Here is a 24,349-nt window from a genome sequence, read left to right on the forward strand (position 1 = left end):
TTTTTGATATCTTGATTTATTTCTGATTGTAAACAGGCATTCTCTTTTCAATAAAAGCATTGACAGCTTCTGTGAAATCAGGCTGGCGGGAATTGGCAGCTATTTCCATACCTTCGTCTTTTGCAAATTTTTCCATGTCACCGTAGAAGTACTTGCGGATCAGGCGTTTCTGGCTGGCGTGGGCAGTGGATGATTTTGCAGCCAGTTTTGCGGCTAGTGCATAAGTGGTCTCTGCCAGTTTTCCATCTTCTGCCAAAACAGTTGCAAGGCCGATCTTTACACACTGTTCGCCTTTATAGGCATCGCCGGTCATCATCATCAGTTCTGCTTTGTCAGGCCCTAATAAACGTGTGAGAGTGTAGATGCTTTCATTATCACCGCAAAGTCCCATATTTACGAAAGCCATGATCATTTTACTGGATGGTTCTACGATACGGAAATCGCAGGCAAGGGCGCAGCTTAATCCGGCGCCGGTTGCGACACCGTTTATCATAGCGATCACAGGCTTCGGGCAGTTGCGGATGGATATTGGCATAGCGCTGACTGCTTCGATATCTTCTGCTTTTAAGTAGGTCTTTGTATCTACTAACATTTTAAAACGTTTGATATCGCCACCTGCAGAGAAATGTTTTCCTGCGCCTGTGATAACGATAACGCCTACATCGTCTCTTGCACCTAAGGTATTCATGGCATCTGCAATCTCATAATAGGATTCTCTTGCAAATGCGTTGCTGTATTCCGGTCGGTTGATGGTAACGGTAGCGATACGGTCTTTTACGTCTATTAATATGTACTGATAATCCATGATAGTTTCCTTTCCATAAAATGATTATGCGAAAATGCTATACGAAAATATTATAAATCGAACTCTTTAAAGAGCTTTTCATTGTCTTCACCAATCTTGTGTGCTTTTTCAGCATGCGGCTGTTCTACGCAACCCATTTTGATCGGCGGCATTGCCAGTGTGATCTGGTCGCCGTTTGGGTAGGTGATAGGACTCATAAAGCCATTTACAAGAGCCTGTTCACTAGTGTGGTTATCCTTAAAATGAGCCAGTTCGCTGACAACGATGTCGATGGCTTCCAGTTTTGGAAGAACTTCATCTGCATTTAACTTAGAGAAGCAGTCTTCAAAATAGCGGATGCAGTCTTCACGGTTCTTCGGATCAAAGGTTGCCTGCTTGGTGCAGTATCTTGGATCGTCCATGATTTCCTCGGCGCCAACTGCCTGGCAGAATGGTCTCCAGTAGCGTTCATATTCATTGACAACAGGAAGGATCCAGCGGCCATCTTTTGTCTTATAAGGAACGCCCATAGGTCCGCCCTGATAACGTCCTCTTGGCCACTTGTAGCCAAACTGGGTACCGGTAGACATGACGCTGAACATCCACATAGCTGCGCCGTACAGGGAAATGGATACATAATCACCTTTCCCGCTCTGAGTCCTTCCATATAATGCAGTTCCGATAGCGCCTGCTAAAGCAGTTCCGCATACCAGGTCACCAAAGCCCATTGGCAGGTATACAGGATAGCTTCCAGGAGCATCTACCATCATATCCTGGATCAGACCACCAGTTGCAAACATGGCAATGGCATCAAAGCCTGGTAAGTTGACTTTTGGACCCTTTTCGCCATAGCCTAACAGGATGGCATAGACCAGTTTTGGATAGCGCTCTTTTAAGGAATCATAGTCCAGTCTCATTTTCTTTAAGGCCTGAAGACGGTTGTTGGTAACAAATACATCCGCTTTTGCTAATAATTTATGGAAGCGTTCCATATCTTCCGGTTTCTTAAGATCCAGCATCAGGTGATCTTTTCCGCCGTTTAAGGTGTCATAGATGGGGTTTTCCTCATCGTTTGCAGGACAGAATAAAGTAGGACCGAATTTACGTTCCACATCCCCTGCTGGTGACTCTACTTTGATAACCCGTGCGCCCTGTGTTGCTAAAATACGTCCGCATGAGGGGGCTGCAATATAAGTAGAAAGCTCTACTACGGTAATCCCTTCCAATGGTTTCATAATGATAAATACCTCCTCTGTTTTTTATGGATCTACAGCCGGAAGGCTGTAGATATATAATAATCCCATCTTTGATAGTTTATATTTTAACAAAACGGTATTGGGAAATTAAGGTTAAAAAGTACAAATCAGGACTGCGGGAAGAAATTTATTTTTGGAAAATATGAAGATGAAATAGAACCGAAAAATAGTTAATATTATAACAGCAGATATGAAGGGAGGTTTCATATTTTATGGAATACCAGAATTTTAAGCTGGAGATCGACGAGCAGGGTATCGCAGTGTTTACTGCCAACCGGCCGGAGAAGATGAACGCTTTAAATGATCTGTCATGGGCAGAGATGAACCAGTTTTTCACATGGGCGGATAAGGCCGATGAAGTAAAGGTAATTATCGTAACAGGCGCAGGAGAGAAGGCATTTATAGCAGGTGCAGATCTTAACAGCCTGAAAACAAAGAAATCTACAGACTGCTTAGGCGGCGCAGGACAGAAAGCACTGGATCTGATCCAGAAATGCTCCAAACCAGTGATCGCGGCAGTAAATGGATATGCATTTGGCGGCGGCTGTGAAACAGCGATTGCCTGCGATTTCCGTGTTGTATCAGAAGATGCATTATTTGCACTTCCTGAAACAGGATTGGGACTTTTACCGGGAGCCGGCGGAACCCAGAGACTTGCAAGACTGATCGGACTGGGAAGAGCCCAGGATGTGATCCTTTTAGGACGCAAGATCGGTGGACCGGAAGCAGTACAGATCGGACTTGCCACTAAGTGTGTGCCAAAGACAGATCTGATGGCAGAAGCTAAGAAAATGGCTTCTAAGCTGATCGCAAAGGGACCGGTTGCCATCCGCATTGCAAAACGTGTGGTACAGGCATCCATGTCATCCAGCCAGGATGTGGGAGAACTTCTTGAAATGTTAGCTCTCAGCACTCTGTGCAGTACAGAAGATAAATTAGAAGGCGTAAGTTCATTCCTGGAGAAGAGAACTCCTGAGTATAAGGGCAAATAAAGTAAGTTAATAAACATCATTATCTTATAAAACAGAGGTGGAAAGTATGAATATTTTGGTTTGTATTAAGCAGGTGCCGGATACAACAGAGATCAAGATCGATCCTGTTAAGCACACATTGATTCGTGAAGGCGTTCCAAGTATCGTTAATCCTTTTGACGCGTGCGCACTGGAAATGGCAGTACGTTTAAAGGAAAAAGAAGGCGGAAAAGTCATCGTTATCAGCATGGGCCCGGCTCAGGCAAAGAATGCATTAAAGGAGTGTCTGGCAGTAGGCGCAGATCAGGCATTTTTAGTAACTGACAGAGCATTTGGCGGTTCTGATACACTGGCTACCAGCTATATTTTAAGCAGGGCTATTGCAGCAGTAGAAGCTAAGACAGGTGAGAAATTTGATCTGATCTTCTGTGGAAAACAGGCTATTGACGGTGATACAGCACAGGTTGGACCTGAGATCGCAGAGCACATGGATCTGCCTCATGTAACCTTAGCTACAGCAGTAGAAATGGCAGATGGAAAGCTTCATGTTACAAGAGATACAGACGAAGGACATGATTTGGTAGAGGTTTCTTTACCTGCACTGGTTACAGTGACCAAGACCACTTATGATCCACGTTATCCAACCATTAAGAGTAAAATGGCTGCAAACAGAGCAGTGATCGAAGAGATTACCAACAGTGATCCGGATATGGTATGCGAGCCGGAGAGACTGGGCTTAAATGGTTCTCCTACCAAGGTTAAAAAGACATTTACACCTGTCCAGACAAAGGATGCGGTGATCTTAAATGAGGAGACCGGCAGTGAATCTGCTGTAAAACTGGCTGCTTTACTGAGCGAAGCCAAGATTATCTGAGAGGTGTGAGGACTATGAGCGAGTTTACAAATAAAAATATCTGGGTATTCATTGAAACAGATGAAGGAAAAACAAAAAGTGTAGGTCTGGAGCTGTTAAATCCGGGCCGTATGTTAGCGGAAAAATCCGGTGAGAAGTTAGTTGCCGTTGTATTTGGCAAGGACAATGCGGAAGCAATTGAGCAGATAAAGGGATATGGACCTGACCAGATCATCAGTGTATCCGGTGGCGAATATGAGAAATACAGCTTTGACGCATATACCTATGCAATGACCAGTTTAGTTGAAAAATATCAGCCAAGTGCCATCCTGATCGGTGCTACCAACAATGGCCGTGATTTTGCTCCAAGACTGTCCTGCCGTCTGCGTACAGGTCTGACAGCTGACTGTACCAGTCTGGATTATGATGCAGAAAGCGGAAACGTAGCATGGACAAGACCGGCATTTGGCGGAAACTTGATGGCAGTGATCATGTGCCCGAATACAAGACCTCAGATCGGTACTGTACGCCCAGGCGTATTTAAGAAGACACCGGTAGAGGGAAAAGAAGTGGAAGTCATTACAGAAGAAGTGACTGTTCCAGCTGAAAAGATCCGTACTAAGCTGTTAGAATCCATCAGGGAAGCAGCAGCTGGTGTGGTAAATCTGGAAGATGCAGAAGTGATCGTAGCAGGCGGCCGCGGAATGGGCGGTCCTGAAAACTTTAAGCTTTGCGAAGAGTTGGCAGAAGTATTAGGCGGAGCCGTAGGCGCATCCCGTGCAGCAGTTGATGCCGGATGGATCGGACATGCACATCAGGTAGGCCAGACAGGTAAGACTGTAGGACCAAAGCTTTACATTGCATGTGGTATCTCAGGTGCCATCCAGCATTTAGCAGGTATGTCCGGATCTGACTGCATCGTTGCTATCAATAAAGACCCGGAAGCACCTATCTTCAAAGCTGCTGACTACGGTATTGTAGGAAATCTCTTTGATGTACTGCCAACACTGACAGCAGAGATCAGGAAATTAAAAGCATAATCCATACTCTCTATTATTCATAAAAGTTAAAAGACTCACTGCCCTGCTGACCATCGATGCAGGGCAGTGGTTCTATATGGCCACTTATCAGTTCCAGGATCTTAAAGGAGATCAGAACACGAAGCCTTACATCCGGGTCATTTAAGTCAAAGCCTAATGCTTCCTGGATCTTTCCCAGACGGTAGATCACGCTGTTTCTGTGCATGTGCATGATCTTTGCAGTAGAAGAAATACTGCGCTCCGTGAGCAGATAGTTGCGTAAAAGGGAAAGATTGTCATAATGCTCTTCTGAAGGATTTTTCAGTTCCTTCAGTTTCTGGATATACATATCTTCTAATGCATAACGTTTCTTATATTCATCCAGCATTTCATAAATATAATAATGGGAATAGAAGTAAATGCCCTTATCTGGGTTTAACATGGTGCCGTAGCGGACTGCTGTAAGTGCCTGCTGATAAGCAATATTTAATTTCATAAGAGGAAAGCTGGCAGTGGAAAAGCTGGCATATCCGTGGCAGATCTTTAATACTTCGCTGAATTCACCCATGGAGTCATTGATCTCTTCCATGACCTTTAAGCTGGGGATATTTCCCTGAAGCAGCAAAAGGATGGAATCGTGATAAAGGACTACGCGAAACAGCGGGAATTTTAAGCAGCTTCTTAAACGGTTCCTTACATAGTCAGCCTATGGGAGGATGAATTTATCCCATTTGATCACGCAGAGACGGTAGGTGGCTTCTATTGGGAGATGCAGTGTACGGGCTCTGTCCTGCATAAATGCTTCATCTTCCTGGGTGTGGTTGATCAGATCGCTCATAAAGGACTCAAGGGGTGTTGGAGTGGAAGCATTTTCTTCGCTGTTTTTCAGATAATAGCAGCGGATCATTTTGGCAAAATGGGAGAAAAGCTCAAACTGAGTGGCAGTTGGCTGGCTTTCAATAAAGTAAATGGTGATAAAACCAAGAAAAATGCCGTTATCTGCATGCATGGAAAGAACCATGATAGGGCAATTCATATAGTTGGGCGGATTTAAGATAGTAGGTGTTTTATACTGGAATCCTTTTGCCATATAGCCCATCTGTGCCAGTCCATCCGTAAGATCTTTGGAATAGTAACCGTTTTTCAGAATGAAATCCAGCTTTTCATGGCCAGGTGCTTCTAGTAGGTTGGCGCCGATGACATTATAGGAAGAATTGACCATGAGCATGACATTTTTTCCAAAGAAACGGCCGCCAATGGAGAAAAGGGACTGGTAATTCTGCTTGCTAAGGATAGCATTCTGCAGTTCGGCATCCCATCTTAAAATGCGGTGAAAGCCGGTGTAAAGAGTGTTGACTACGGAAGCAAGAGAATGGTTTTCAGGGATCAGAATCAAATTTGCCTGATAGTTTTCTATATAAGAAGAAACGTCTTCTTTTTTTCCAATACAGATGATGCAGAAGTCTTTTAATTTTTCTGTATCAAAGGAAGAAATCTGGGTAGTTGTTCCTATGTAAAGAATGGATGGATCGTCGGTAGGATTATCCTGATCTAAAAGCTGTACACCGGAAAAATGAAAATCACATGTTTCAGGCAGAATGGGTACAGGATCATAGTCTTTTAAAAGATCAAGAATAATACACTGAGCCAGCTTCATGGTAAATCCCCTTTCGTAAATAAATTAACAATGATAATGTGTGTAAAATACCCCATAATTTCATGAGGACAGAATACAACAAATACAGTATAGCAGAAACTGTGCAAAATTTCATGGTTATTTTGACCACAACAGCATATTTTGAAACACCCCTTTTTTGTAGGTGTAAACGTGTGAGGAATGAAGGGAATCTGTTATTATATTCACATAGAGATATGAAATACAAACATGCTCCTGGAACGCAGTTTACAACCGGGTTTTTGGAGTCCATAAAATATTCAAGGAGAAAGGTGGTAATCGTATGCTGGATACAGCGGCAGCAGGATTGGTATTAACAGGTGAGGATAAGGAAATCGTGGATATGGTCCATGACTTCGTTTTAAAGGAGGTTCGTCCAAAGGCAGCAGAGCACGATATTTCCGGTGAACTGGACTGGGATGCTTACAACAAGGCATTTGAAATGGGTCTTGTATGTGCAGATCTGCCGGCAGAGTACGGCGGCCAGGGACTGAGCAATGTATCTGCAGCATGGATCCGTGAGGAGCTGATGTATGGTGATGCAGGTTTTGGATTAACATGTGGAACCAACAATCTGGGTATCAAGCCGGTTCTGATCGCGGGAACGGAAGAGCAGAAAAAATGGTGTGTAGAAATTTTAACAAGCGATAAGCCGGGAAGAGATCCACGCTGGCCAAAGAAACGCAGCGGATTTGCAGCTTTTGCTCTGACTGAGCCGGAAGCAGGATCCGATGCAGGTGCATGCAAGACTACAGCTGATAAGATTTTAGATGAAGATGGAAATGTAAAAGAGTATGTTTTAAACGGACGTAAGTGCTTTATCACCAACGCATGCTATGCAGACTTTATGTGTGTAGTTGCTTCTATTGACAGAAGTCTTGGGTATAAGGGACTGACCATGTTCTTAGTAGATGCACATCTGCCAGGCATCAGCATTGGCAAGCATGAAGATAAGATGGGTATCCGTCAGTCTGCTACCTGTGATGTATTATTTGAAGATGTACATATCCCTGCATCTGCACTGATTGGCAAAGAGGGCGAAGGCTTTAAAATTGCCATGAAGACTCTGGAGCAGGGCCGTGCAGGCGTAGGAAGCGGCTGTGTAGGCATTATGAAGGCAGCTATGGAAGTATGCGTAAAATATGCCCAGGAGCGTACTACCATGGGCAAGCCAATTTACAAGAACCAGGCTATTTCCTCCAAGATCGCAGATATGGAGATCGCCATTGAGACCAGCCGTGCTATCGGTATGAAGGTAGCAGCACTGTTAGATGCAGGTGATCCTTTAGCAGCAACTTTAGGCCCGATCGCTAAGTGCTACTGCTCAGATGCATTAAACCGCGTTACTACAGAAGCAGTCCAGATCTTAGGCGGATACGGATATATGCGTGATTACCCGGTTGAGAAGCTGATGCGTGATGCGAAGATCTTCCAGATCTTTGAAGGAACCAATGAGATCCAGAGAGTAGTTATCAGCGGCAATGTGATCCGTAAGAACAAAATTAAATAATGCTCAGGATACATAGATGAAAGTGAGGCTGCCGCAAAATAGGAAAAATGTTTTGCAGCAGCCTTTATGTTCAGAGGAAGATGAGGAGGTTACTTTTATGTTAGATGAGTCTGCAGTTGGTTTATCCGTAGAGCAGGATTTTTCCTATACCTGGAGAGATCTGATCCTTTATAATTTAAGTGTTGGGGCAAAGCAGGAAGAGCTGGAATATGTGTATGAAAAGGGCTTGAAGGCAGTACCTACCTTTGGTGTGATCCCATGTACAGCTACCTTTGGAACAGAACCATATTCAGAGCAGCCGTTAATGCCTACAAAGAAGATCGAAGGACTTCGTTCTGACGGCACCTTACATATGGATCATAAGCTGGTGATCCACAAGCCTATCTCAAAAGAAGGAAAACTTCATCTGGAAAAGGTGATCAGCGCCGTATATGACCGGGGAGAAGGAAAAGGAGCCAAGATCAACGTAGATATTATTGCAAAAGATGAGGCGGGAGATCCTGTATTTACCAATACAATGGGTTATTTAAACCGCTGGGCCGGTGGTTTTGGCGGGCCGAAGGTACCTCACAGCACCGTAGTGATCCCGGAGAGAGAAGCTGACTATGAGATAAAGGATGCATATCCGGAGAATGCGCCGTTACTGTATCGTCTGACAGGTGATACATACCCGCTCCATGCAGATCCTGCATTTGCAAAAAAAGCCGGTTTTGACCGTCCTATTGTTCATGGACTTTGCAGCTTAGGCTATGCCTGCCGCATGATGATCGATGCATTATTCCCAGGAGAGCCGGAGCGCATGGTATCCATTGAGAACCAGTTCCGCGCAGTAGCACTGCCGGGAGATCATTTTACCCTTCATGTATGGAAAACAGGGGAAAATGAAGCATTATTCCGTATGGTAAAGGACAGCGATGGAAAAGCGATTCTGGATTATGGACGGATGACCTGGAAATAAAAGAACATGGCAAACTAAAAAAGGGGGCTGCCGGTTGAACCGGCGCTCCCTTTAAAGTTATTTTCTATGGATAAACAGATTAGTCATGCTGGCGGATGATTCCTTCAGACAGATATTTCTCAATTTCTTCATCAGAATATCCGGCTTCTTTCAGGATAGATACAGTGTGTTCACCAAGCATCGGTCCGCGGTTAAATTCCGGGGTTCCCATGCGTTCGCTGCGCAGGCAGGTGCGTACCAGGGTTGCTTCCTGGCCATTGTCGTATTTCATCTTGTAGACGAAATCATTGGCAATTGCCTGTGGATCCGTAAGGACATCTTCGTAACGGGCTAAGATCTCGCAGCAGAGGCCTTCTGCGCTGAACATGTCATACCATTCTTTGGCAGTTTTTGTAGCGAATATCTTCTCAAAACGTTCGATAACAGGACGGCAGATATTTACATCATTAAACTGTGCCCTGGTAGCATAACGGGGATCACCGATCATATCGTCTGCACCAAGAAGGTGATAGAAAATAGGAGTATCCCTGTTAAATACAACAACCTGAGGCATGAACCAGCGGCCGTCACTGCATTTGAAAGGAGCACCAAAGGGACTGGAATTTTCTCTGCGTTTTGGCATTTTAAAACCATACTGGGAACCGGAAACAAGGATGTTTGCCAGCCATGCTGCAGTTCCGTAAAGGCTTAAGGAAACGCGGTCACCTTTTCCGGTCTGTCTTGCGCTTAAAACAGCGGAAACAGTAGCAGCCATCATACCAAGGGCACAGGTGGTATCACCAAAGCCCATAGGCATGTAAACAGGATAGGTATCATTGCTGTCTCCATATACAGCCTGGCTGTACATAAAGCCGCCTCTTGCCCAGAATGCAGTGTTGTCATAACCAGGTCTTCCGGCTTCTTCACCCTTTGGACCATAGCCGTCTAACTGACACATAACCAGTTTTGGGAATTTTTCTTTTAAAGTATCATAATCAAGGCCCTGTTTGCGCAGTGCTTCTGTTCTTAAGTTGGTTAAGAATACATCTGCATCTTCTAACAGGCGGTATACGATCTCCTGGCCCTCTTTGGTTCTGGTGTCAATGCTGACAGCACGCTTGTTGGCGTTTAAGTTGTCAAAGATCGGGTCGAAATCATCATCTGCAGGAGCACCGATGGACAGCGGCCATTTACGGAAATTGTCACCGCCTTTTGTGTTTTCCAGTTTGATAACGTCTGCACCCCAGTCAGCCATCATACGTCCGCAGCTGGCAGAAGCTACCATAAGAGATAATTCCACCACTTTGACGCCTTTTAATGGTTTATATTGTTCCATATGCATTCCTCCGTTACATTAATTTTATTTAGTAGTTTGTTTCTTTGTCTATATAATATCAATCCAAAAAGAGAAATCCTATGGAATGGATTACGAAAGTAAAGAGAGCATGGGTGAGAAATTGTGGTTGTTTTAACCAGATTGTCTAAAAATAAACGGACTTTGACATGGCCTTTTTTGTATGAATTGCAGTTGTTGGAAAATGGGGGATTTTGGTATCTTAAATACAACAGAAAAAGGGTGAAAAAGCCCTGGTCATCCGCCGGGGCGGATGGTCAGAGAAACATAATACGCAAAGGGGGACTTATTTATGCATTACTCACCGCAGAACGAAGAATGTCCGATGGCATTAAATCCATTTAAGGCCTGTGTAGCTCCAAGACCGATTGGCTGGATCTCCACTGTAAGCAGGGACGGAATTGATAATCTGGCGCCTTTCAGCCAGTTCCAGAACCTTTCCTACGATCCGCCTATGGTCATGATCGCTATTAACCAGGGGGGAGACGAGCCGGATCATGTACACCGCAAGGATACTGTAAACAATATTGAGTCTACAGGCTGCTTTGTATATAACGCAGTTCCGTATGATCTGAAGGAGCAGATGAACATTACAGCCAGCGGTTTTGCGCCGGAAGAGGATGAATTTGAAAAAGCCGGACTCCACAAGGCAGAGTCTGTAAGAGTGGCAGCAAAGCGAGTATCAGAATCACCCATCCAGTTTGAGTGTGAATACATGCAGACCATCCGTATTCCCGGGACTATGGCAGGAGGAAAAGGTACTGTGGATCTGATCATTGGAAAAGTAGTGGAGATCCATGTGGCAGATGAGATCATCCTTCCAAACGGAAAGCTGGATTACAGGAAACTGCGCCTGATCGGCAGAGCCGGATACTGGGATTACGGGGTAATGGAAGATACCTTTGCAATGAAGGTTCCGGGAGTCAGCGCAGCCCGTATGGCAGCCATGGAAGGCAGAAAGCCAAATGAGGCAGACCTTGAAAAAGACAAAAAGGAAAACAGCCTATGATCAGCTTCATAGGAATGATCCTGGGGCTTTTACTGTTTGTAGTGCTGGCATTTAAAGGTTTTAACCTGATCTTGTCAGCAGTTGCCAGCAGCTGTCTTATGTTTGTGTTTTCCGGGATCAGTATTTTAGACGGCTTAAAAGAATTTTATTTGCCGGGACTGGCAGGTTTTTTACAAAGCTATTTCCTCCTGTTTTTCTTAAGTGCCCTTATGGGAAAGCTGATGAGTGATGGGGGAAATGCAAAAAAGATCGCCTTGTCCTTATCAGGGCTGATCAAAAAAAGCAAAAACAACCAGAAGTTTTTCTGTGTGCTTTTAGTTCCGGTTTTGTATTTTATCTTATGTTATGTGGGAATTTCCGGTTTTGTGGTGGTGTTTACGGTACTACCTATTGCAAAGACCATTTATGAGGAAACAGATACCCCCTGGCGGCTGTACTGCTGCGCCGGGGCACAGACTGTAAGCGCCGCTTATCTGGCCGGTTCTATTCAGGCGGGCAATGTATATGCTACGGATATCTGCGGCACAACCACCATGGCGGGCTGGAAGCTTTCCATTGTTGCAGTGGTCACATTCTGGGCGGTATCCCTGGTGTTTTTATGGACCATGTTAAAAATAACACAGAAAAAAGGGGAAGCGTTCCTGCCATCGGGAGAAGGAATCCGTATGGCCAATCTGGATGAAGGTTTATCGGAAGACTGTCTTCCGGGACTGCTTCCAAGTATCCTTCCTTTAGCTGTAGTGTTGGTGCTGAGTGCCGGATTTCAGGTATATGTAGTAAAGGCATTATTTGCAGGCTGCATCCTTACTGTTATTACAGGACATAAGAACCTGCTGCCAAAGCTAAAGACAAGCCTTTCACAGGGCATCACTGCTGCCTATGGCCCCATTTTAAGTGTTTCCGCTACCTATGCCATTGGCGCAGTGGTAAAAAACATAGAAGGTTTTACCTATTTTCAGAACATGCTGTCTGCTCTGCCTCATCTGATGAGCGGAAGTCTTATGGGACTTTTAGCAGCCTTTATCATGGCATCTGTAGCAGCACCGATCCCGGCTTTCGGTTCCCATATGTTAGATCAGTACACACTGGCAGGACTTAGTGCAGGCAATGCCCACCGCATGATGATGCTTACTTCTTTTACCAGTATTGCGCCTCATAATGCGGGAATACCCAATGCAGCGGCAGTGCTTCGCATGCCCTATGCAGAATGTCTGAAAATGTATATGATGTCAACTTATATACCAGGCTTTATTACTTTGTTTGTATCTATTTTATGTATTAAAATGGGGATCGTCTGACCGGTGATCTTCGTATAAGATCAGGCACAGAAACATCCCAGGAGAACATTTTTAGGATCAGGAGGAAAAGATCATGAGCGCACACAAACCATTAGAAGGAGTGAAAGTGGTGGAACTGGCCAGTTTTGTGGCAGCGCCGACAGCAGGAAGAATGATGGCAGAAATGGGAGCGGATGTGATCCGCGTGGAAAGCACTGCAGGTGATCCATGGCGTTTTTACGGTGCCAACTGTGGACTTCCCATTACAGATGAGGAAAATCCTCTTTTTGACATTTACAATCTGGGCAAAAAGGATATCCAGTTGAACACCAAGACACCGGAAGGGAAAGAGATTTTGTTCCATCTTTTAGATGAAGCGGATGTATTTATTACCAATAACCGTTTAAAATCCCTGGTAAGATCCGGTCTTGATTATGAGTCGTTAAAGGACCGTTTCCCAAAGCTGATCTATGGCCTGGTAACAGGATACGGACAGACAGGCCCGGATGTGGATGCACCGGGATATGACGGTGTTGCCTTTTTCTCAAGATCCGGAATGTTGGCAGATATGGCAGAACCCAGCGGCTATCCTGCAAGCGCCCCGGGCTGTATCGGAGATGGAGCTACAGGAGCTGCGCTTTTTGGCGGTATCTGTGCAGCGCTTTTTGACAGGGTGCGTACAGGAAAAGGCGATTTTGTAGAAATTTCTCTTTTTGGCAATGCAGTATGGCTTTGCGGTACGATGTCTGCTTTTGAGCAGTATGGTTATCATTATCCTAAAAAGAGATCGGAAATGGGGGCTCTTTATACTTTTTATAAATGCAAGGACGGAGAATGGCTCCACCTGGCTGTTACCCAGCATGACCGCTACTGGAAACCGTTAGCAGAGGCGTTAAATGTGCCGGAGCTGGCAGAAGATGAGCGGTTTGCCAATGCTGCGCTGATCTCTAAAAACAGGGCCCAGCTGATCCCGCTTCTGGAGGAAGCCTTTAGTCATTTTAACTATAATGAGATTGCGGCAAGACTAAAAGAAAGGGATATCGTCTTTGACCGTATGCGCCATTACAGGGAGCTGGCAACAGATCCTCAGGCTGTGGCAAATGGCTTTGTAAAGGAGTATATCTATGAAAGCGGCCATCCATTTATGATGTCCATGCCGCCGGTTCACATGAGAAGTGTGGGAGAAACCGGCCCGGGACGGGGGCCAAAGCCAGGAGAACACACAGATGAGATCTTAAAACAGCTTGGCTGTTCAGAGGATGAGATCGTTCATTTAAAAGAAGCTGGAGCCGTAAAACAGCACTCTTAAAAGCTTTTGGTTAATATAACCATTACTTTTAAGAAAGCACTTATAAAAAAATTGTATGAACCGCTGTATCTTTACAGCGGTTCAAATGTTATTTTAATAACAAGCAATGCATTCATGCGGGGAAACCGTGTGTATTTTATAAAGTAAAGGAGAGGCAGATCAATGAAAACAAGAATGACAGAACTTTTAGGGATTAAATATCCGATCATGCAGGGGGGAATGCAGCATCTGGGAGTTCCTGAACTGGCAGCTGCCGTATCAGAAGCAGGCGGTCTTGGAACCATCAATGTAACTATTTATCCGGATCCGGAAGATTTAAGAAAGGCCATCAAAGAAGTAAAGGCAAAAACAGATAAACCATTTGCAGTAAATATTTCCCTGATCCCAAGTCTCCATCCGGGACAGGAGCTTTTTGACCAGGTTAAGGTGATCCTGGAAGAAGGAGTCACAGCAGTAGAAACAGCAGGCGCAAGCCCTCAGGAGCTGGCAGATGTATTAAATGCCCATAAGGATCAGGTAAAATGGATCCATAAAGCAGCTTGTGTAAAGCATGCAAAGAAAGCAGAGAGCATGGGTGCTGATCTTATTACCATGGCTGGCTTTGAGGTAGCAGGACATCCTCATACAGATGGTGTGGGAACTATGGTACTGGCAAACCGCACAGCAAGAGAAGTAAAGGTTCCTGTACTGGCAGCAGGCGGTATTGCAGATGGCAGAGGCTTACTGGCAGCATTAAGCCTTGGATGCGAAGGTGTTGTAATGGGAACACGTTTTGTAGCAAGTAAGGAATGCTGGATCTCTGAAAACCATAAAAACTGGATCGTAAATGCAAATGAGAACCAGACTGTTCTTTGCCAGAAATCTATTAAAAACATGGTCCGCGTTGCAAATAATGAAGCAGCAAGAAAGTGCCTGGAGTTAGAGGCAAAGGGAGCCACCTTACAGGAACTGATGCCTGTTATATCAGGAAAACTTGGCAAAGCCGCTTATGCAGACGGAAATGTAGATGGCGGTATGTTCGCTGTCGGACCGGCTGCTGGCCTGATCCATGAGGTAGAAAGCTGCAAGGAGATCATTGACTCCATTATGGCAGAGGCAGAGGAAGGTTTAAAACGTTTAAACAGCCTTGGTTTATAAGATAATAAGCCTGTTATGAAAATAACTGGAAAGTAATTTGGAAAGGAAGAAGATAAATATGGGAAAAGCACTGGAAGGAATCCGCGTTCTGGATTTTACAACAATGGCAGCAGGACCTACTGCAGCAGCAATGTTAGCTGATTACGGCGCAGAAGTTATTAAAATTGAACGTCCGGGAAGAGGAGAAGACGGCAGAAAGTTTCCGCCTATGGTAGACGGTGAAAGCCTTACATACTGCTGGTTCAACCGTGGAAAGAAATCACTGGCAGTGGATATGAAGGATCCGGAAGGACTGGAACTGGTAAAGAAACTGATCCCTACTGCACAGGTGATCTTAGAGAATTTCCGTCCCGGAACCATGAAGAAATTTGGTCTGGATTATGAAAGTGTATGCAAGGTCAAACCGGATATGGTATATGTTTCCCTTACCACTTATGGACAGACAGGACGACTTATTTCCAAGCCAGGATATGACATTATCGCGCAGGCAATGTCCGGTATCATGAGTGTTACAGGTGAAGCAGACGGAGCACCCCAGAAAAGCGGCATCCCGTTAGGAGATATGGTTGGTGCTTTAAATATGTTTGCAAGCACCATGACTGCTTTATATCACTGGAAAGATACAGGGGAAGGCCAGTATGTAGATGTATCCTTACTTCGTTCCCTGTTATATATGAACACACCTCTGATCCACTGTAATCTGGGCAAAGAGCGCATGAGTAAACGTCAGGGAAATCATCATCCTACTATGTGTCCATATGGAGTATTCCACTGCAAGGACGGTGATATCGTTATGGCAGCTTCCGGAAAGCGTATCTGGGACAGCTTATGTGACCTGATGGGAAGACCTGAGTGGAAGGAAGATCCTGAATATCAGGAGGTTGGTGACAGAGCACGTCATCAGAAGGTTCTGATCCCATTATTTAACGAATGGCTGACCAACAGTTTCTCCGGACAGGACGAGGCACTTGCAGCTTTAGATGCTGCCGGTATCCCATGCTGCAAGGTTCAGGATGAGTACCAGGCATGGTCAAACGAAGATTTCCGTGAAAATGGCTGGATTTCAGAAGCACCTACTATGCCGGATATGAAGATGAAGACCTTCTATACAAGAACCGGCAACTGCAGCATGTCAAAGACAGCGCCTGAGTTTAAGAGAGCGCCATTACTGGGCGAGCAGAATGTGGAGTTGTTCAAGGAATTAGGCTATAGCGAAGAAAAGATCAAAGAGCTGGAAGAGCGCTGGCCACACCAGAATTTATAGTTTTCAGAACAGTGAAAATATAGTTTTCACCGGAGATTAAAAGTAAGGAGATCAACCATATGCAGAATGGATTATTTAATGTAACAGAAGAGCAGCAGAGCCTGGTAGAGCTGATCCGTGACTTTATGACCAAAGAGATCAAGCCGCATGTGCTGGAATGGGAAAAAGAAGGCCATTATCCACAGGAGATCATAGAACAGGGTATTGAAATGGGACTGCACATGCTGCAGGTACCGGAAGAGTACGGCGGCATGGGACTGGACACCACAACTACAGCTATGATGATCGAGGAAGGCGCAAAAGTTGAAAGTACCTTTATGGGTATGTTCAATGTAACCAGCATGGGCGGAAAGATCGTTATGGCAGCAGGAAATGAAGAGCAGAAGCAGTATTATTCCGGCCTGCTCCAGAAGGGATATTTAAGCTCTTTCTGCCTGACAGAGCCTGATGCAGGTTCTGACAGTGCTGCTGTCCGTACTACGGCTGTCCGCAAAGGGGATAGTTACGTTATTAACGGAACAAAAATGTTCATTACCAATGCTTCTTTAGCAAGTGTATTCCTGGTAGTGGCAACCTTAGATCCTTCCAAAGGCTCTAAAGGACTGGCTACATTCATTGTAGAAAAAGACCGTCCAGGTGTTACCGTAGGAAAGAAGATTGAAAAGATCGGTATGCGTCTTTCCAATACAGCAGAGGTTATTTTTGATAACGTAGAGATCCCTGCATTTAACCTGATCGGAACAGAAGAAGGCGGCTTTGCCAACGCTATGAAGGTTCTTACCGCTTCCAGACCGATCATTGCGGCTTCCAGCCTTGGCGCATGCCAGTTAGCAAGAGACCTGGCAATCCAGTATTCCAAGGAAAGAATTGCTTTTGGAAAACCAATCTGCGCAAAACAGATGATCCAGGAAAAGATTGCCAACATGGAAATGCTGATCCAGGCCGGCCGCGGACTGGTATACAATGCTACCATGCTTCTTGACCAGGGCAAGCCATGCAACAAAGAGGCTTCTATTGCAAAATGCTTTGTAACGGAAGCATACGGCAAGATCACAGATGATGCTTTACAGATCTTTGGCGGATATGGTCTTTGCGATGAATATCTGATCTCCAAGTTATACCGTGATTCCCGTGTAAACCGTATTATTGAGGGAACCAACGAGATCCAGAGAGTGGTTATTGCCAAGTCTTTACTGCGTTAATAAAACCTGTTATTTGGTTAACAGGTTGGTTTGACCAGAAAATAACGAAAATCAAATTTCGATTTTTGTGCGTAGTGACATAGATGGTTTAATCTGAGTTTGTTATTATTATGTCATAGTCAGTTACATCATAATAAATCGTTTCAAGACCTGCTTTATGCGGAAGAACAGGGGGTGTGGTACCTGAAACGATAAATAAACGAGAGGGGTAATGATATGATTAGTTTACTGGGTATTGTGATCGGACTTGCGTTGTTCATCCTGTTGGCTTACATGGGTTACAACACGATCATCGTTGCCATTGCTTCGGCTATGGTAGTAGCAGTATTTGGAGGAATGAATCCATTCGTAGCATTAACTGAGGCATTTATGCCAAAGACAGTTGGATTCATGCAGGGATATTTCCTGATCTTCCTGTTCAGTGCATTATTTGCACGTTTCATGGGCGATTCCGGTGCAGCACCTTCTATTGCAGTTAAGGTTGCACGTATTGCAAAAAAAGCAAAAAATCCGGATATGCAGCGTTGGCTGGCAGTTATGGTACTTCCGCTGATCCAGCTGATCTTAACCTACGGCGGCGTTAACGTATTCGTAGTAGTATTCATCTTGGTAGCAATTGCCCGTTCACTGTTTAAGGATCTGAACATTCCCTGGTGGATGTACTCCTGCTCCTGTCTTGGTTCTTCCACAGTGACCATCGGTATGCTTCCTGGTTCCCCGCAGATTCAGAACATCATCCCAATGCAATATTTTGGAACAACTACCATGTCAGCACCTGTTCTTGGTATCTTAAGCTCCATTATTACATTTGCTATTGGTTCCCTGTATATCTGGTGGCAGTGCAAGCGTACTAACAAGAAGGGTGAAGGATTCTTCCCAACTGGCGAACTGATCGATAAAGAGCAGTTAGTAGAAGCAAGCGTTGAGAACGAAAAACCATTATGGCAGTGCTTACTTCCAATGATCGTTGTTATCGTTGTATTAAATGTATTAAAGCAGAGTGCAGTGATCGCTCTTTGCAGCGGCTGCGTAGTTGCATGGCTGTTATATGATCCACGCAAGCAGGATTTAAAGAAGATCTTCTCCGGCGCTATGCCACAGGCTATCATGCCTCTGATCACTGTTTGCTGTGCATCAGGCTTTGGTGGTGTTGTAGCAGCTGTTCCTGGATTCCAGACTATTGTTGGCAGCTTAAATAACTTTGGAACCAGCCCATTTATGATCGTATTAGTAGTTAATATTTGTTCCGGTATCTGCGGTTCTGCTTCTTCTGGTGAGAACATCGCCCTTCAGAACTTTGCTGACCGTTTCATCGCAACAGGAATTCCTGGACCTCAGTTACACCGACTGGTTGCAATGTCTTCCATTGGTCTGGATACACTGCCGCACAGCGCAGGTATCATCACTATGCTGTCTACAACCAAGCTGACCCACAGACAGGCTTACATAAACAACTTTATCCTGTCTCTGGTACTGCCGATCGTTATGGCATGCTTCGCAGCTGTTATGATCTCCGCAGGTTTCTATCTGTAAGCACAGGTTAAGGATACATAGAAACGTAAAATGAAATCCCCACAACATGCCGTACCTTCCGCATACGGCATGTATATAAAACTCCCGGAAAATGCTAGATAAAAGCGTTTTCCGGGAGTTTTTATGTTTCGCTAACTCAGGTTTTGCAAATAAAAAGGGACCTGCAAAGAACAGGTCCAGTGTGCTGGTGAAGGTCTCACCTGCGTCAGCAGGCAGATAAGTGTGCCAACGCAAAGACGTGAGTTTACGATACATTATTTCCCTTGGAATACAGGCTTTCTCTTCTCTAAAAATGCATTTACCGCTTCTGCATGGTCGGCAGAATGGGTCAGACGGTCTGCATAATCCGCTTCCAGACTCATGCATTGGTGAAGATCCGGGTACATGATGCGGTTGATGCCGCCTTTGATCTCAGCATAGGAAAGAGTAGGTCCGTTTGCCAGGGCAGTAATCTGTTTTTTTACATTTTCTTCCAGTTCTTCAGCTGGTACAGCACGGGTGATGATGCCCATATCAGCTGCTTCTTTTCCTGTAAAACGTCTGCCTGTCATAAAAAGATCGGCAGCTCTTGCAGGACCAACGCGGCGGGTAAGAAGAACGGAACTTCCCATATCCGGTGCCAGTCCAATAGAAGAAAAGGCAAAGGACATTTTTGTGTTTTCCTCTGCAATGGCAAAGTCACAGGCCATGGCAAGGCTCATTCCGCCGCCTGCGCAGGCACCTTCGATCCAGGCAACTACAGGCTTTTCAATCTGGCGGATGTAAAGGACTAGGTGGTTGAAATTAGCCATGTTGGTCTTAGTCTGGGTTGGAGCAGGGATACCGGCTGCATAACAGTCCACACGCTTCTTCATAGAAGTAATGTCACCGCCTGCACAGAACCTGCCGCCTTCGCCCCGGAGCACGATCACGCGGATCTGTGGGTCAAAGCGGAACTGCTCTAAAACTTCGGAAAGCTCCGCTGCCATAGGCTGGCTTAAGGCATTTAACTTTTTGGGGTCATTGAGGATGATATAACCTGCACCATTTTCGATGTAAGTTTTAACATACTGATACATAAAAATACCTCCTGTTATATTTTTCACCAGAGCAAACCAAATCAGTCCAGTGAGAAATCATTTCTGCTTTAAGTATAAGGCAAAAGCATGCAGATTGCACGGTACAAACTATGGATAATCCTACGAAAATAACAGGTGGTAAGGGGAATGTTCTTTGTGCATTCCTACATAGATTAAGAAGGTTTAATCTGTTAAAGTATTATCATACGGTCAGTGTATTTTTTGTATGCTGAAAATGAAAAGTATGGGTGAAAAACCCGGGAAAAGCAAAAGATAACAGAACATGTATAACAGGAGGTTACGTTATGATCAAAACAAAATTCACAGAAATGTTTGGAATTGAGAAACCAATCGTCCAGGGCGGTATGCAGCATTTAGGAATTGCTGAATTTGCTTCCTTAGTCTGCAATGCAGGCGGTATGGGAACCATTAACATTACCTGTTATCCAGGTGTAGACGAATTCCACGAAGATGTGATCAAGATGAAAGAATTTACTAATAATAAGCCTTTCATCGTAAATATTTCCCTGGTTCCGGATCTGACAAAGGGCGAAGAGATCTTTAAGTATATTGATGTATGTGCAAAAGAAGGCGTTGCAGCTATTGAGTTTGCAGGTGCTTCCCCTGTGGAATTTATGCCGGCCTGCAAAGAAGCAGGTATTAAGATCATCCACAAGAGCCCAAATGCAAAGGTGGCAGCCAGCATGGCAAGAAAGGGCGCTGATGTGATTACCATTGCAGGTTATGAGGTAGCAGGACATCCAAGTATGGATGGAATCGGTACTTTCGTTATTGCCAACAAGGCAGCTAAGGTTTGCGCAGAATATGGCGTTCCGGTGCTGGCAGCAGGCGGCGTTGCAGATGGAAAAGGCCTGGCAGCAGCACTGGCATTAGGCGCACAGGGCGTTGTTCTGGGAACACGTTTTGTAGCAACCACGGAGTGCCCGATCTCTGATAACCACAAGGAATGGCTGTTAGAGCATACAGAAAAAGATACAGTTATTATCCAGAAATCCATTCACAATGCAGCCCGTGTTGCAAACAACATGGCAGCAAAGCTGACTCTGGAAATGGAAAAGAGAGGAACCACTCTGGAAGAACTGATGACGGTTATTGCAGGAAGACTGAGCAAGAAATGCTATAAGAATGGCGATATTGACGGTGGTATTTATGCATTAGGACCGGCAATGGGCCTGATCGATGATATTAAGCCGGTACAGCAGTTAATGGATGACATGGTAGCAGAAGCAGAAGAGGTGATCGGCGGATTAAAGGCTTCTATTTATTAATGATCAAAAGGGATAGAAGAGAAGGCAATAAATACAGAAGGGACTAAAAATAATAATGGCAGACGAGACAAATTACAGACCTTTGGAAGGGGTTAAAGTACTGGAACTTTCTACAATGGTGGCAGCAGGCTCCTGTGGAAGAATGTTAGCAGACTGGGGTGCTACAGTTATTAAAGTAGAAGCTGAAAGCGGAGATATGTTCCGTAATTTCCCAAAAACATTTCTTGTACCATGCACTATGGATGAGAACCCCTTATTTGATAACCTGAATGCCGGAAAAAGAGGCATTGTATTAAATTTAAAGACACCGGAGGGCATGGAAGCCATGCATCGCCTTTTAGCTGAGGCAGATGTATTCCTGACCAATACCCGTGTAAAAGCATTAAAGAAACTGGGACTGGATTACGACTCCTTAAAGGATAAATATCCGAGACTGATCGAGGCGAATATTTCCGGTTTTGGTGAAAAGGGACCGAAGAAAGATAATCCTGGATTTGATACCGTTGCATTCTGGGCAAGCAGTGGTTTTAACGCAGATATGATGGTAGAAGGACCTGGAAGTTATCCTGTATACAGTTCTGCTGGTCCTGGTGATATCGTAACTGCAATGGGTCTGTGCTATGCCATTACAGCCGCTCTTTATAAGCGCACCCAGACAGGAAAGGGCGACCGTGTAAGCTCTTCTCTTTACGGAACTGCACTCTGGTGCTTCCATATTATGTCAGTTGCAACAGAAGAACGTTATGGATACCAGTATCCAAAGACCAGAGAGGTAAGCGCACCTACAGGCGCTCCTTTCAGGACAAAGGACAACCAGTGGGTCATGACTACTATTTTAAAGATCGAAGAGCAGTGGCCGGTGCTGTGTAATGTATTAGGTGTTCCGGAGCTGGGAACAGACCCAAGATATAACACCTCCCTGCGTCAGAGAGATCCGGAAGTGCGTAAATATCTGATGAAACGTTTTGAAGAGATCTATGCAACCAAGACTGCAGATGAGTGGTGCAAGCTGCTTACAGAGGCAGATATTGTAAATGATAAGCTGGCTCATTACAAAGATATGGAGCACAGTGAGCAGGCATGGGAAAATGAATATATCCATGAAGTAACCTGTCCAAATGGCGGAAAATCCATTCTGGTGCGCCCGGCTATGCGAAGTGACCGTATGGGTATCCCGACCTGGAAGCGGGGCCCTATGTTAGGCGAGCACACAGAAGAGGTTTTAAAAGAGATCGGTTATACAGATGAACAGATCAAGGCCATGGAAGAAAAGAAGGCAGCTGTTCAGATCGATACCACCCAGTTTAAACATCTGGATGAGGAAATGTAAAGAAGGGGATAAATGATGGAAGGGCAGTTTCATTCCTTGATCGATATATTTAAAACAGGAAAAGAGCAGTATCCGGAAAAGACCGCCATTATCATGGGAGAAGATACAAGGACATATGGCCAGATCTTTGACAATGCAAAAAGAATTGCCGGTTTTGTATTGGAAAAAGAGATAAAACCTCAGGATAAAGTGGCAGTGATCTCCCAGAACCATGTAGACTATATTGAGACTGTTCTGGGTATCATTATGGCAGGCGGGGTGCCAGTAAATATCAACTGGCGCCTTGCTGCTCCGGAGCTGCACCACCTTCTGCAGTTTAACGAAGTAAAATTGACCTTTTTCCGTTCCAAAGATGAGAGTATTCGAAAGGAAATGGGAGAGCTGACGAAGGAAATGTGTCAGTGTGTGGATATGGACTGTATCAAAGAGGTTCTTGAAGGTGTAGAGCCTTTAGAACAGTTTATTGAGCGTGAGGATGAAGATGTTTTAATGCATCTGCATACAAGCGGTACTACCGGTATGCCAAAGACTGTTCGGTATACAAAGGGACAGTATATGCGGGAACTGACTACCTGTGTACATTCCCTTGGCTTTGACAAAGATACGGTGTTCCAACTGATGAGCCAGTTATTCCATTCAGCAAGTATTGGTCCTTATTCCATTTTTGCCTGCGGCGGAACCATTGTGCTGTTCCCGAAGTTTTCACCACAGGAATATTTAAAGAGCATTGAAAAGCATCATGTTACCAGGTTAAGCGCTATTCCTACTGTACTGACTGCTTTGCTTAACCAGCCGGATTTTGACCGCTATGACCTGAGCAGTATCCATACCATCAGTTATTCCACCTGTCCCATGCCGCCGGAGCTGATCAAACGTGCGTTAAAGCATTTTAACTGCGGCTTCCAGCAGTCCTATGGCATGACAGAAATGGGTTCTATTGTCACTATGCTTACAGAAGAAGAGCATATTAAGGACAATATGCGATACCTGAATTCTGTAGGACGTCCCATTGAAGACCATAAAGTAAAGATCATCGCAGATGATGGTTCTGAATGTGCTCCCGGAGAAACCGGCGAAATTGTAGTGACAGGTCCTGGCATGATGAAAGATTATTATAAAATGCCGGATGAGACAAAGGAAGTTATGGTAGATGGCTGGTATCATACCCGTGATATGGGCTATCTGGATGAGAACGGTTATCTTTATATCAGCGGACGCAAGAGCGATATGATCATATCCGGCGGTGAAAATATTTTCCCGCTGGAAGTAGAAAATGTTCTGCGGATGAGAGAAGACATTGCGGAAGTTTGTGTTCTTGGAGTTCCGGATGACTACTGGGGTGAATCTGTCCAGGCAGTTGTAGTATTAAGACCGGGCAGCAAACTGACACCGGAAGAGATCCGAACCTTTTGCAGAGGTAAGATCGCCGGTTATAAAATACCAAAGAAAGTATATATCTGGGAAGAACTGCCGAAAAATACCACAGGAAAGGTTTGTAAGGCAGAAGTGCTTAAGAAGATAGAAATGTAATGTGTGCATAATAAAAGTGCTGCGGTTTTCATAGTCGCAGCACTTTTTAATG

Annotated in this window: 21 protein-coding genes; 15 read left to right on the forward strand and 6 right to left on the reverse strand. The window is 44.8% G+C overall.

The features are described 5' to 3' along the window. Positions 1-16: 16 nt before the first annotated feature. Positions 17-805 (reverse strand): enoyl-CoA hydratase/isomerase family protein, encoded by a 789-nt coding sequence (locus DW251_RS13855; RefSeq protein WP_118301501.1) that lies wholly within the window; start codon positions 803-805, stop codon positions 17-19. Positions 806-855: 50 nt separating this feature from the next. Then, on the reverse strand, positions 856-2,019 hold the full coding sequence (locus tag DW251_RS13860) for a CoA transferase (RefSeq protein WP_118301502.1): 1,164 nt from the start codon (positions 2,017-2,019) through the stop codon (positions 856-858). Positions 2,020-2,252: 233 nt separating this feature from the next. Here DW251_RS13860 and DW251_RS13865 point away from each other — a divergent pair, with 233 nt between their 5' ends. Genes DW251_RS13865 through DW251_RS13875 form a run of 3 tightly spaced genes read left to right on the forward strand, consistent with a single transcriptional unit; the run spans position 2,253 to position 4,904 of the window. After that, positions 2,253-3,032, forward strand: coding sequence for an enoyl-CoA hydratase-related protein (locus tag DW251_RS13865; protein WP_021869857.1), 780 nt, complete (start codon positions 2,253-2,255; stop codon positions 3,030-3,032). Between the two features lie 46 nt (positions 3,033-3,078). Then, positions 3,079-3,885, forward strand: a complete 807-nt coding sequence (locus tag DW251_RS13870; protein WP_021869858.1) for an electron transfer flavoprotein subunit beta/FixA family protein — start codon at positions 3,079-3,081, stop codon at positions 3,883-3,885. A gap of 14 nt (positions 3,886-3,899) precedes the next feature. Continuing rightward, complete coding sequence (locus DW251_RS13875) at positions 3,900-4,904, forward strand: electron transfer flavoprotein subunit alpha/FixB family protein (protein WP_118301503.1); 1,005 nt, start codon at positions 3,900-3,902, stop codon at positions 4,902-4,904. Between the two features lie 13 nt (positions 4,905-4,917). Here the strand turns inward: DW251_RS13875 and DW251_RS13880 are convergent, their stop codons facing one another. Beyond that, on the reverse strand, positions 4,918-5,508 hold the full coding sequence (locus DW251_RS13880) for a helix-turn-helix domain-containing protein (RefSeq protein WP_147352238.1): 591 nt from the start codon (positions 5,506-5,508) through the stop codon (positions 4,918-4,920). An 81-nt stretch (positions 5,509-5,589) separates the two neighbouring features. Next, a complete protein-coding gene (locus DW251_RS13885; protein WP_118301505.1) occupies positions 5,590-6,540 on the reverse strand; it encodes a hypothetical protein in 951 nt (316 codons plus the stop codon). 301 nt (positions 6,541-6,841) lie between these two features. Between DW251_RS13885 and DW251_RS13890 the strand changes: the two genes are divergently transcribed. After that, positions 6,842-8,068, forward strand: coding sequence for an acyl-CoA dehydrogenase family protein (locus DW251_RS13890; RefSeq protein ID WP_021869861.1), 1,227 nt, complete (start codon positions 6,842-6,844; stop codon positions 8,066-8,068). Between the two features lie 97 nt (positions 8,069-8,165). Then, positions 8,166-9,026 carry a MaoC/PaaZ C-terminal domain-containing protein gene (locus DW251_RS13895; RefSeq protein ID WP_182433631.1) on the forward strand — a complete coding sequence of 287 codons (861 nt, stop codon included), beginning with the start codon at positions 8,166-8,168 and terminating at the stop codon, positions 9,024-9,026. Between the two features lie 79 nt (positions 9,027-9,105). On the opposite strand, the gene DW251_RS13900 is transcribed toward DW251_RS13895, so the two are convergent. Next, entirely contained in the window at positions 9,106-10,341 is a 1,236-nt protein-coding gene (locus DW251_RS13900) for a CoA transferase (RefSeq protein WP_182433632.1), read from the reverse strand. A 310-nt stretch (positions 10,342-10,651) separates the two neighbouring features. Here DW251_RS13900 and DW251_RS13905 point away from each other — a divergent pair, with 310 nt between their 5' ends. The 7 genes from DW251_RS13905 to DW251_RS13935 all read left to right on the forward strand — a co-directional run bounded on the left by DW251_RS13905 (position 10,652) and on the right by DW251_RS13935 (position 19,090). Continuing rightward, positions 10,652-11,368, forward strand: coding sequence for a flavin reductase family protein (locus DW251_RS13905; RefSeq protein WP_118301508.1), 717 nt, complete (start codon positions 10,652-10,654; stop codon positions 11,366-11,368). Continuing rightward, on the forward strand, positions 11,365-12,666 hold the full coding sequence (locus DW251_RS13910; RefSeq protein WP_021869865.1) for a GntP family permease: 1,302 nt from the start codon (positions 11,365-11,367) through the stop codon (positions 12,664-12,666). Before DW251_RS13905 ends, DW251_RS13910 begins: the two co-directional genes overlap by 4 nt. A gap of 73 nt (positions 12,667-12,739) precedes the next feature. Next, positions 12,740-13,954 carry a CaiB/BaiF CoA-transferase family protein gene (locus DW251_RS13915; protein ID WP_118301509.1) on the forward strand — a complete coding sequence of 405 codons (1,215 nt, stop codon included), beginning with the start codon at positions 12,740-12,742 and terminating at the stop codon, positions 13,952-13,954. A 162-nt stretch (positions 13,955-14,116) separates the two neighbouring features. Beyond that, positions 14,117-15,091 carry a nitronate monooxygenase gene (locus DW251_RS13920; RefSeq protein ID WP_021869868.1) on the forward strand — a complete coding sequence of 325 codons (975 nt, stop codon included), beginning with the start codon at positions 14,117-14,119 and terminating at the stop codon, positions 15,089-15,091. 58 nt (positions 15,092-15,149) lie between these two features. Next, positions 15,150-16,355, forward strand: a complete 1,206-nt coding sequence (locus DW251_RS13925; protein WP_118301510.1) for a CoA transferase — start codon at positions 15,150-15,152, stop codon at positions 16,353-16,355. A 59-nt stretch (positions 16,356-16,414) separates the two neighbouring features. Continuing rightward, positions 16,415-17,557, forward strand: coding sequence for an acyl-CoA dehydrogenase family protein (locus DW251_RS13930; RefSeq protein WP_021869870.1), 1,143 nt, complete (start codon positions 16,415-16,417; stop codon positions 17,555-17,557). A gap of 216 nt (positions 17,558-17,773) precedes the next feature. After that, on the forward strand, positions 17,774-19,090 hold the full coding sequence (locus tag DW251_RS13935) for a GntP family permease (RefSeq protein WP_021869871.1): 1,317 nt from the start codon (positions 17,774-17,776) through the stop codon (positions 19,088-19,090). A gap of 254 nt (positions 19,091-19,344) precedes the next feature. On the opposite strand, the gene DW251_RS13940 is transcribed toward DW251_RS13935, so the two are convergent. Continuing rightward, positions 19,345-20,148, reverse strand: coding sequence for an enoyl-CoA hydratase (locus tag DW251_RS13940; protein WP_118301511.1), 804 nt, complete (start codon positions 20,146-20,148; stop codon positions 19,345-19,347). 305 nt (positions 20,149-20,453) lie between these two features. Here DW251_RS13940 and DW251_RS13945 point away from each other — a divergent pair, with 305 nt between their 5' ends. The 3 genes from DW251_RS13945 to DW251_RS13955 are packed head-to-tail and all read left to right on the forward strand — an operon-like array spanning position 20,454 to position 24,297. Then, positions 20,454-21,437 (forward strand): nitronate monooxygenase family protein, encoded by a 984-nt coding sequence (locus DW251_RS13945; protein WP_021869873.1) that lies wholly within the window; start codon positions 20,454-20,456, stop codon positions 21,435-21,437. 55 nt (positions 21,438-21,492) lie between these two features. Further along, the gene (locus tag DW251_RS13950) at positions 21,493-22,767 is read left to right on the forward strand and encodes a CoA transferase (protein ID WP_021869874.1); all 1,275 of its coding nucleotides are present in this window, start codon (positions 21,493-21,495) and stop codon (positions 22,765-22,767) included. Between the two features lie 12 nt (positions 22,768-22,779). After that, positions 22,780-24,297 (forward strand): AMP-binding protein, encoded by a 1,518-nt coding sequence (locus tag DW251_RS13955; RefSeq protein ID WP_118301512.1) that lies wholly within the window; start codon positions 22,780-22,782, stop codon positions 24,295-24,297. Positions 24,298-24,349 lie beyond the last annotated feature (52 nt).

Source organism: Clostridium sp. AM22-11AC (genome assembly GCF_003473545.1).
Classification (GTDB): Bacteria; Bacillota; Clostridia; order Lachnospirales; family Lachnospiraceae; genus Enterocloster.

What these genes read in the sequence shown, in the direction of transcription:
- DW251_RS13855 (WP_118301501.1), bottom strand. Translation starts at nt 805, where the DNA reads ATGGATTATCAGTACATATTAATAGACGTAAAAGACCGTATCGCTACC.
- DW251_RS13860 (WP_118301502.1), bottom strand. Translation starts at nt 2,019, where the DNA reads ATGAAACCATTGGAAGGGATTACCGTAGTAGAGCTTTCTACTTATATT.
- DW251_RS13865 (WP_021869857.1), top strand. Translation starts at nt 2,253, where the DNA reads ATGGAATACCAGAATTTTAAGCTGGAGATCGACGAGCAGGGTATCGCA.
- DW251_RS13870 (WP_021869858.1), top strand. Translation starts at nt 3,079, where the DNA reads ATGAATATTTTGGTTTGTATTAAGCAGGTGCCGGATACAACAGAGATC.
- DW251_RS13875 (WP_118301503.1), top strand. Translation starts at nt 3,900, where the DNA reads ATGAGCGAGTTTACAAATAAAAATATCTGGGTATTCATTGAAACAGAT.
- DW251_RS13885 (WP_118301505.1), bottom strand. Translation starts at nt 6,540, where the DNA reads ATGAAGCTGGCTCAGTGTATTATTCTTGATCTTTTAAAAGACTATGAT.
- DW251_RS13890 (WP_021869861.1), top strand. Translation starts at nt 6,842, where the DNA reads ATGCTGGATACAGCGGCAGCAGGATTGGTATTAACAGGTGAGGATAAG.
- DW251_RS13895 (WP_182433631.1), top strand. Translation starts at nt 8,166, where the DNA reads ATGTTAGATGAGTCTGCAGTTGGTTTATCCGTAGAGCAGGATTTTTCC.
- DW251_RS13900 (WP_182433632.1), bottom strand. Translation starts at nt 10,341, where the DNA reads ATGGAACAATATAAACCATTAAAAGGCGTCAAAGTGGTGGAATTATCT.
- DW251_RS13905 (WP_118301508.1), top strand. Translation starts at nt 10,652, where the DNA reads ATGCATTACTCACCGCAGAACGAAGAATGTCCGATGGCATTAAATCCA.
- DW251_RS13910 (WP_021869865.1), top strand. Translation starts at nt 11,365, where the DNA reads ATGATCAGCTTCATAGGAATGATCCTGGGGCTTTTACTGTTTGTAGTG.
- DW251_RS13915 (WP_118301509.1), top strand. Translation starts at nt 12,740, where the DNA reads ATGAGCGCACACAAACCATTAGAAGGAGTGAAAGTGGTGGAACTGGCC.
- DW251_RS13920 (WP_021869868.1), top strand. Translation starts at nt 14,117, where the DNA reads ATGAAAACAAGAATGACAGAACTTTTAGGGATTAAATATCCGATCATG.
- DW251_RS13925 (WP_118301510.1), top strand. Translation starts at nt 15,150, where the DNA reads ATGGGAAAAGCACTGGAAGGAATCCGCGTTCTGGATTTTACAACAATG.
- DW251_RS13930 (WP_021869870.1), top strand. Translation starts at nt 16,415, where the DNA reads ATGCAGAATGGATTATTTAATGTAACAGAAGAGCAGCAGAGCCTGGTA.
- DW251_RS13935 (WP_021869871.1), top strand. Translation starts at nt 17,774, where the DNA reads ATGATTAGTTTACTGGGTATTGTGATCGGACTTGCGTTGTTCATCCTG.
- DW251_RS13940 (WP_118301511.1), bottom strand. Translation starts at nt 20,148, where the DNA reads ATGTATCAGTATGTTAAAACTTACATCGAAAATGGTGCAGGTTATATC.
- DW251_RS13945 (WP_021869873.1), top strand. Translation starts at nt 20,454, where the DNA reads ATGATCAAAACAAAATTCACAGAAATGTTTGGAATTGAGAAACCAATC.
- DW251_RS13950 (WP_021869874.1), top strand. Translation starts at nt 21,493, where the DNA reads ATGGCAGACGAGACAAATTACAGACCTTTGGAAGGGGTTAAAGTACTG.
- DW251_RS13955 (WP_118301512.1), top strand. Translation starts at nt 22,780, where the DNA reads ATGATGGAAGGGCAGTTTCATTCCTTGATCGATATATTTAAAACAGGA.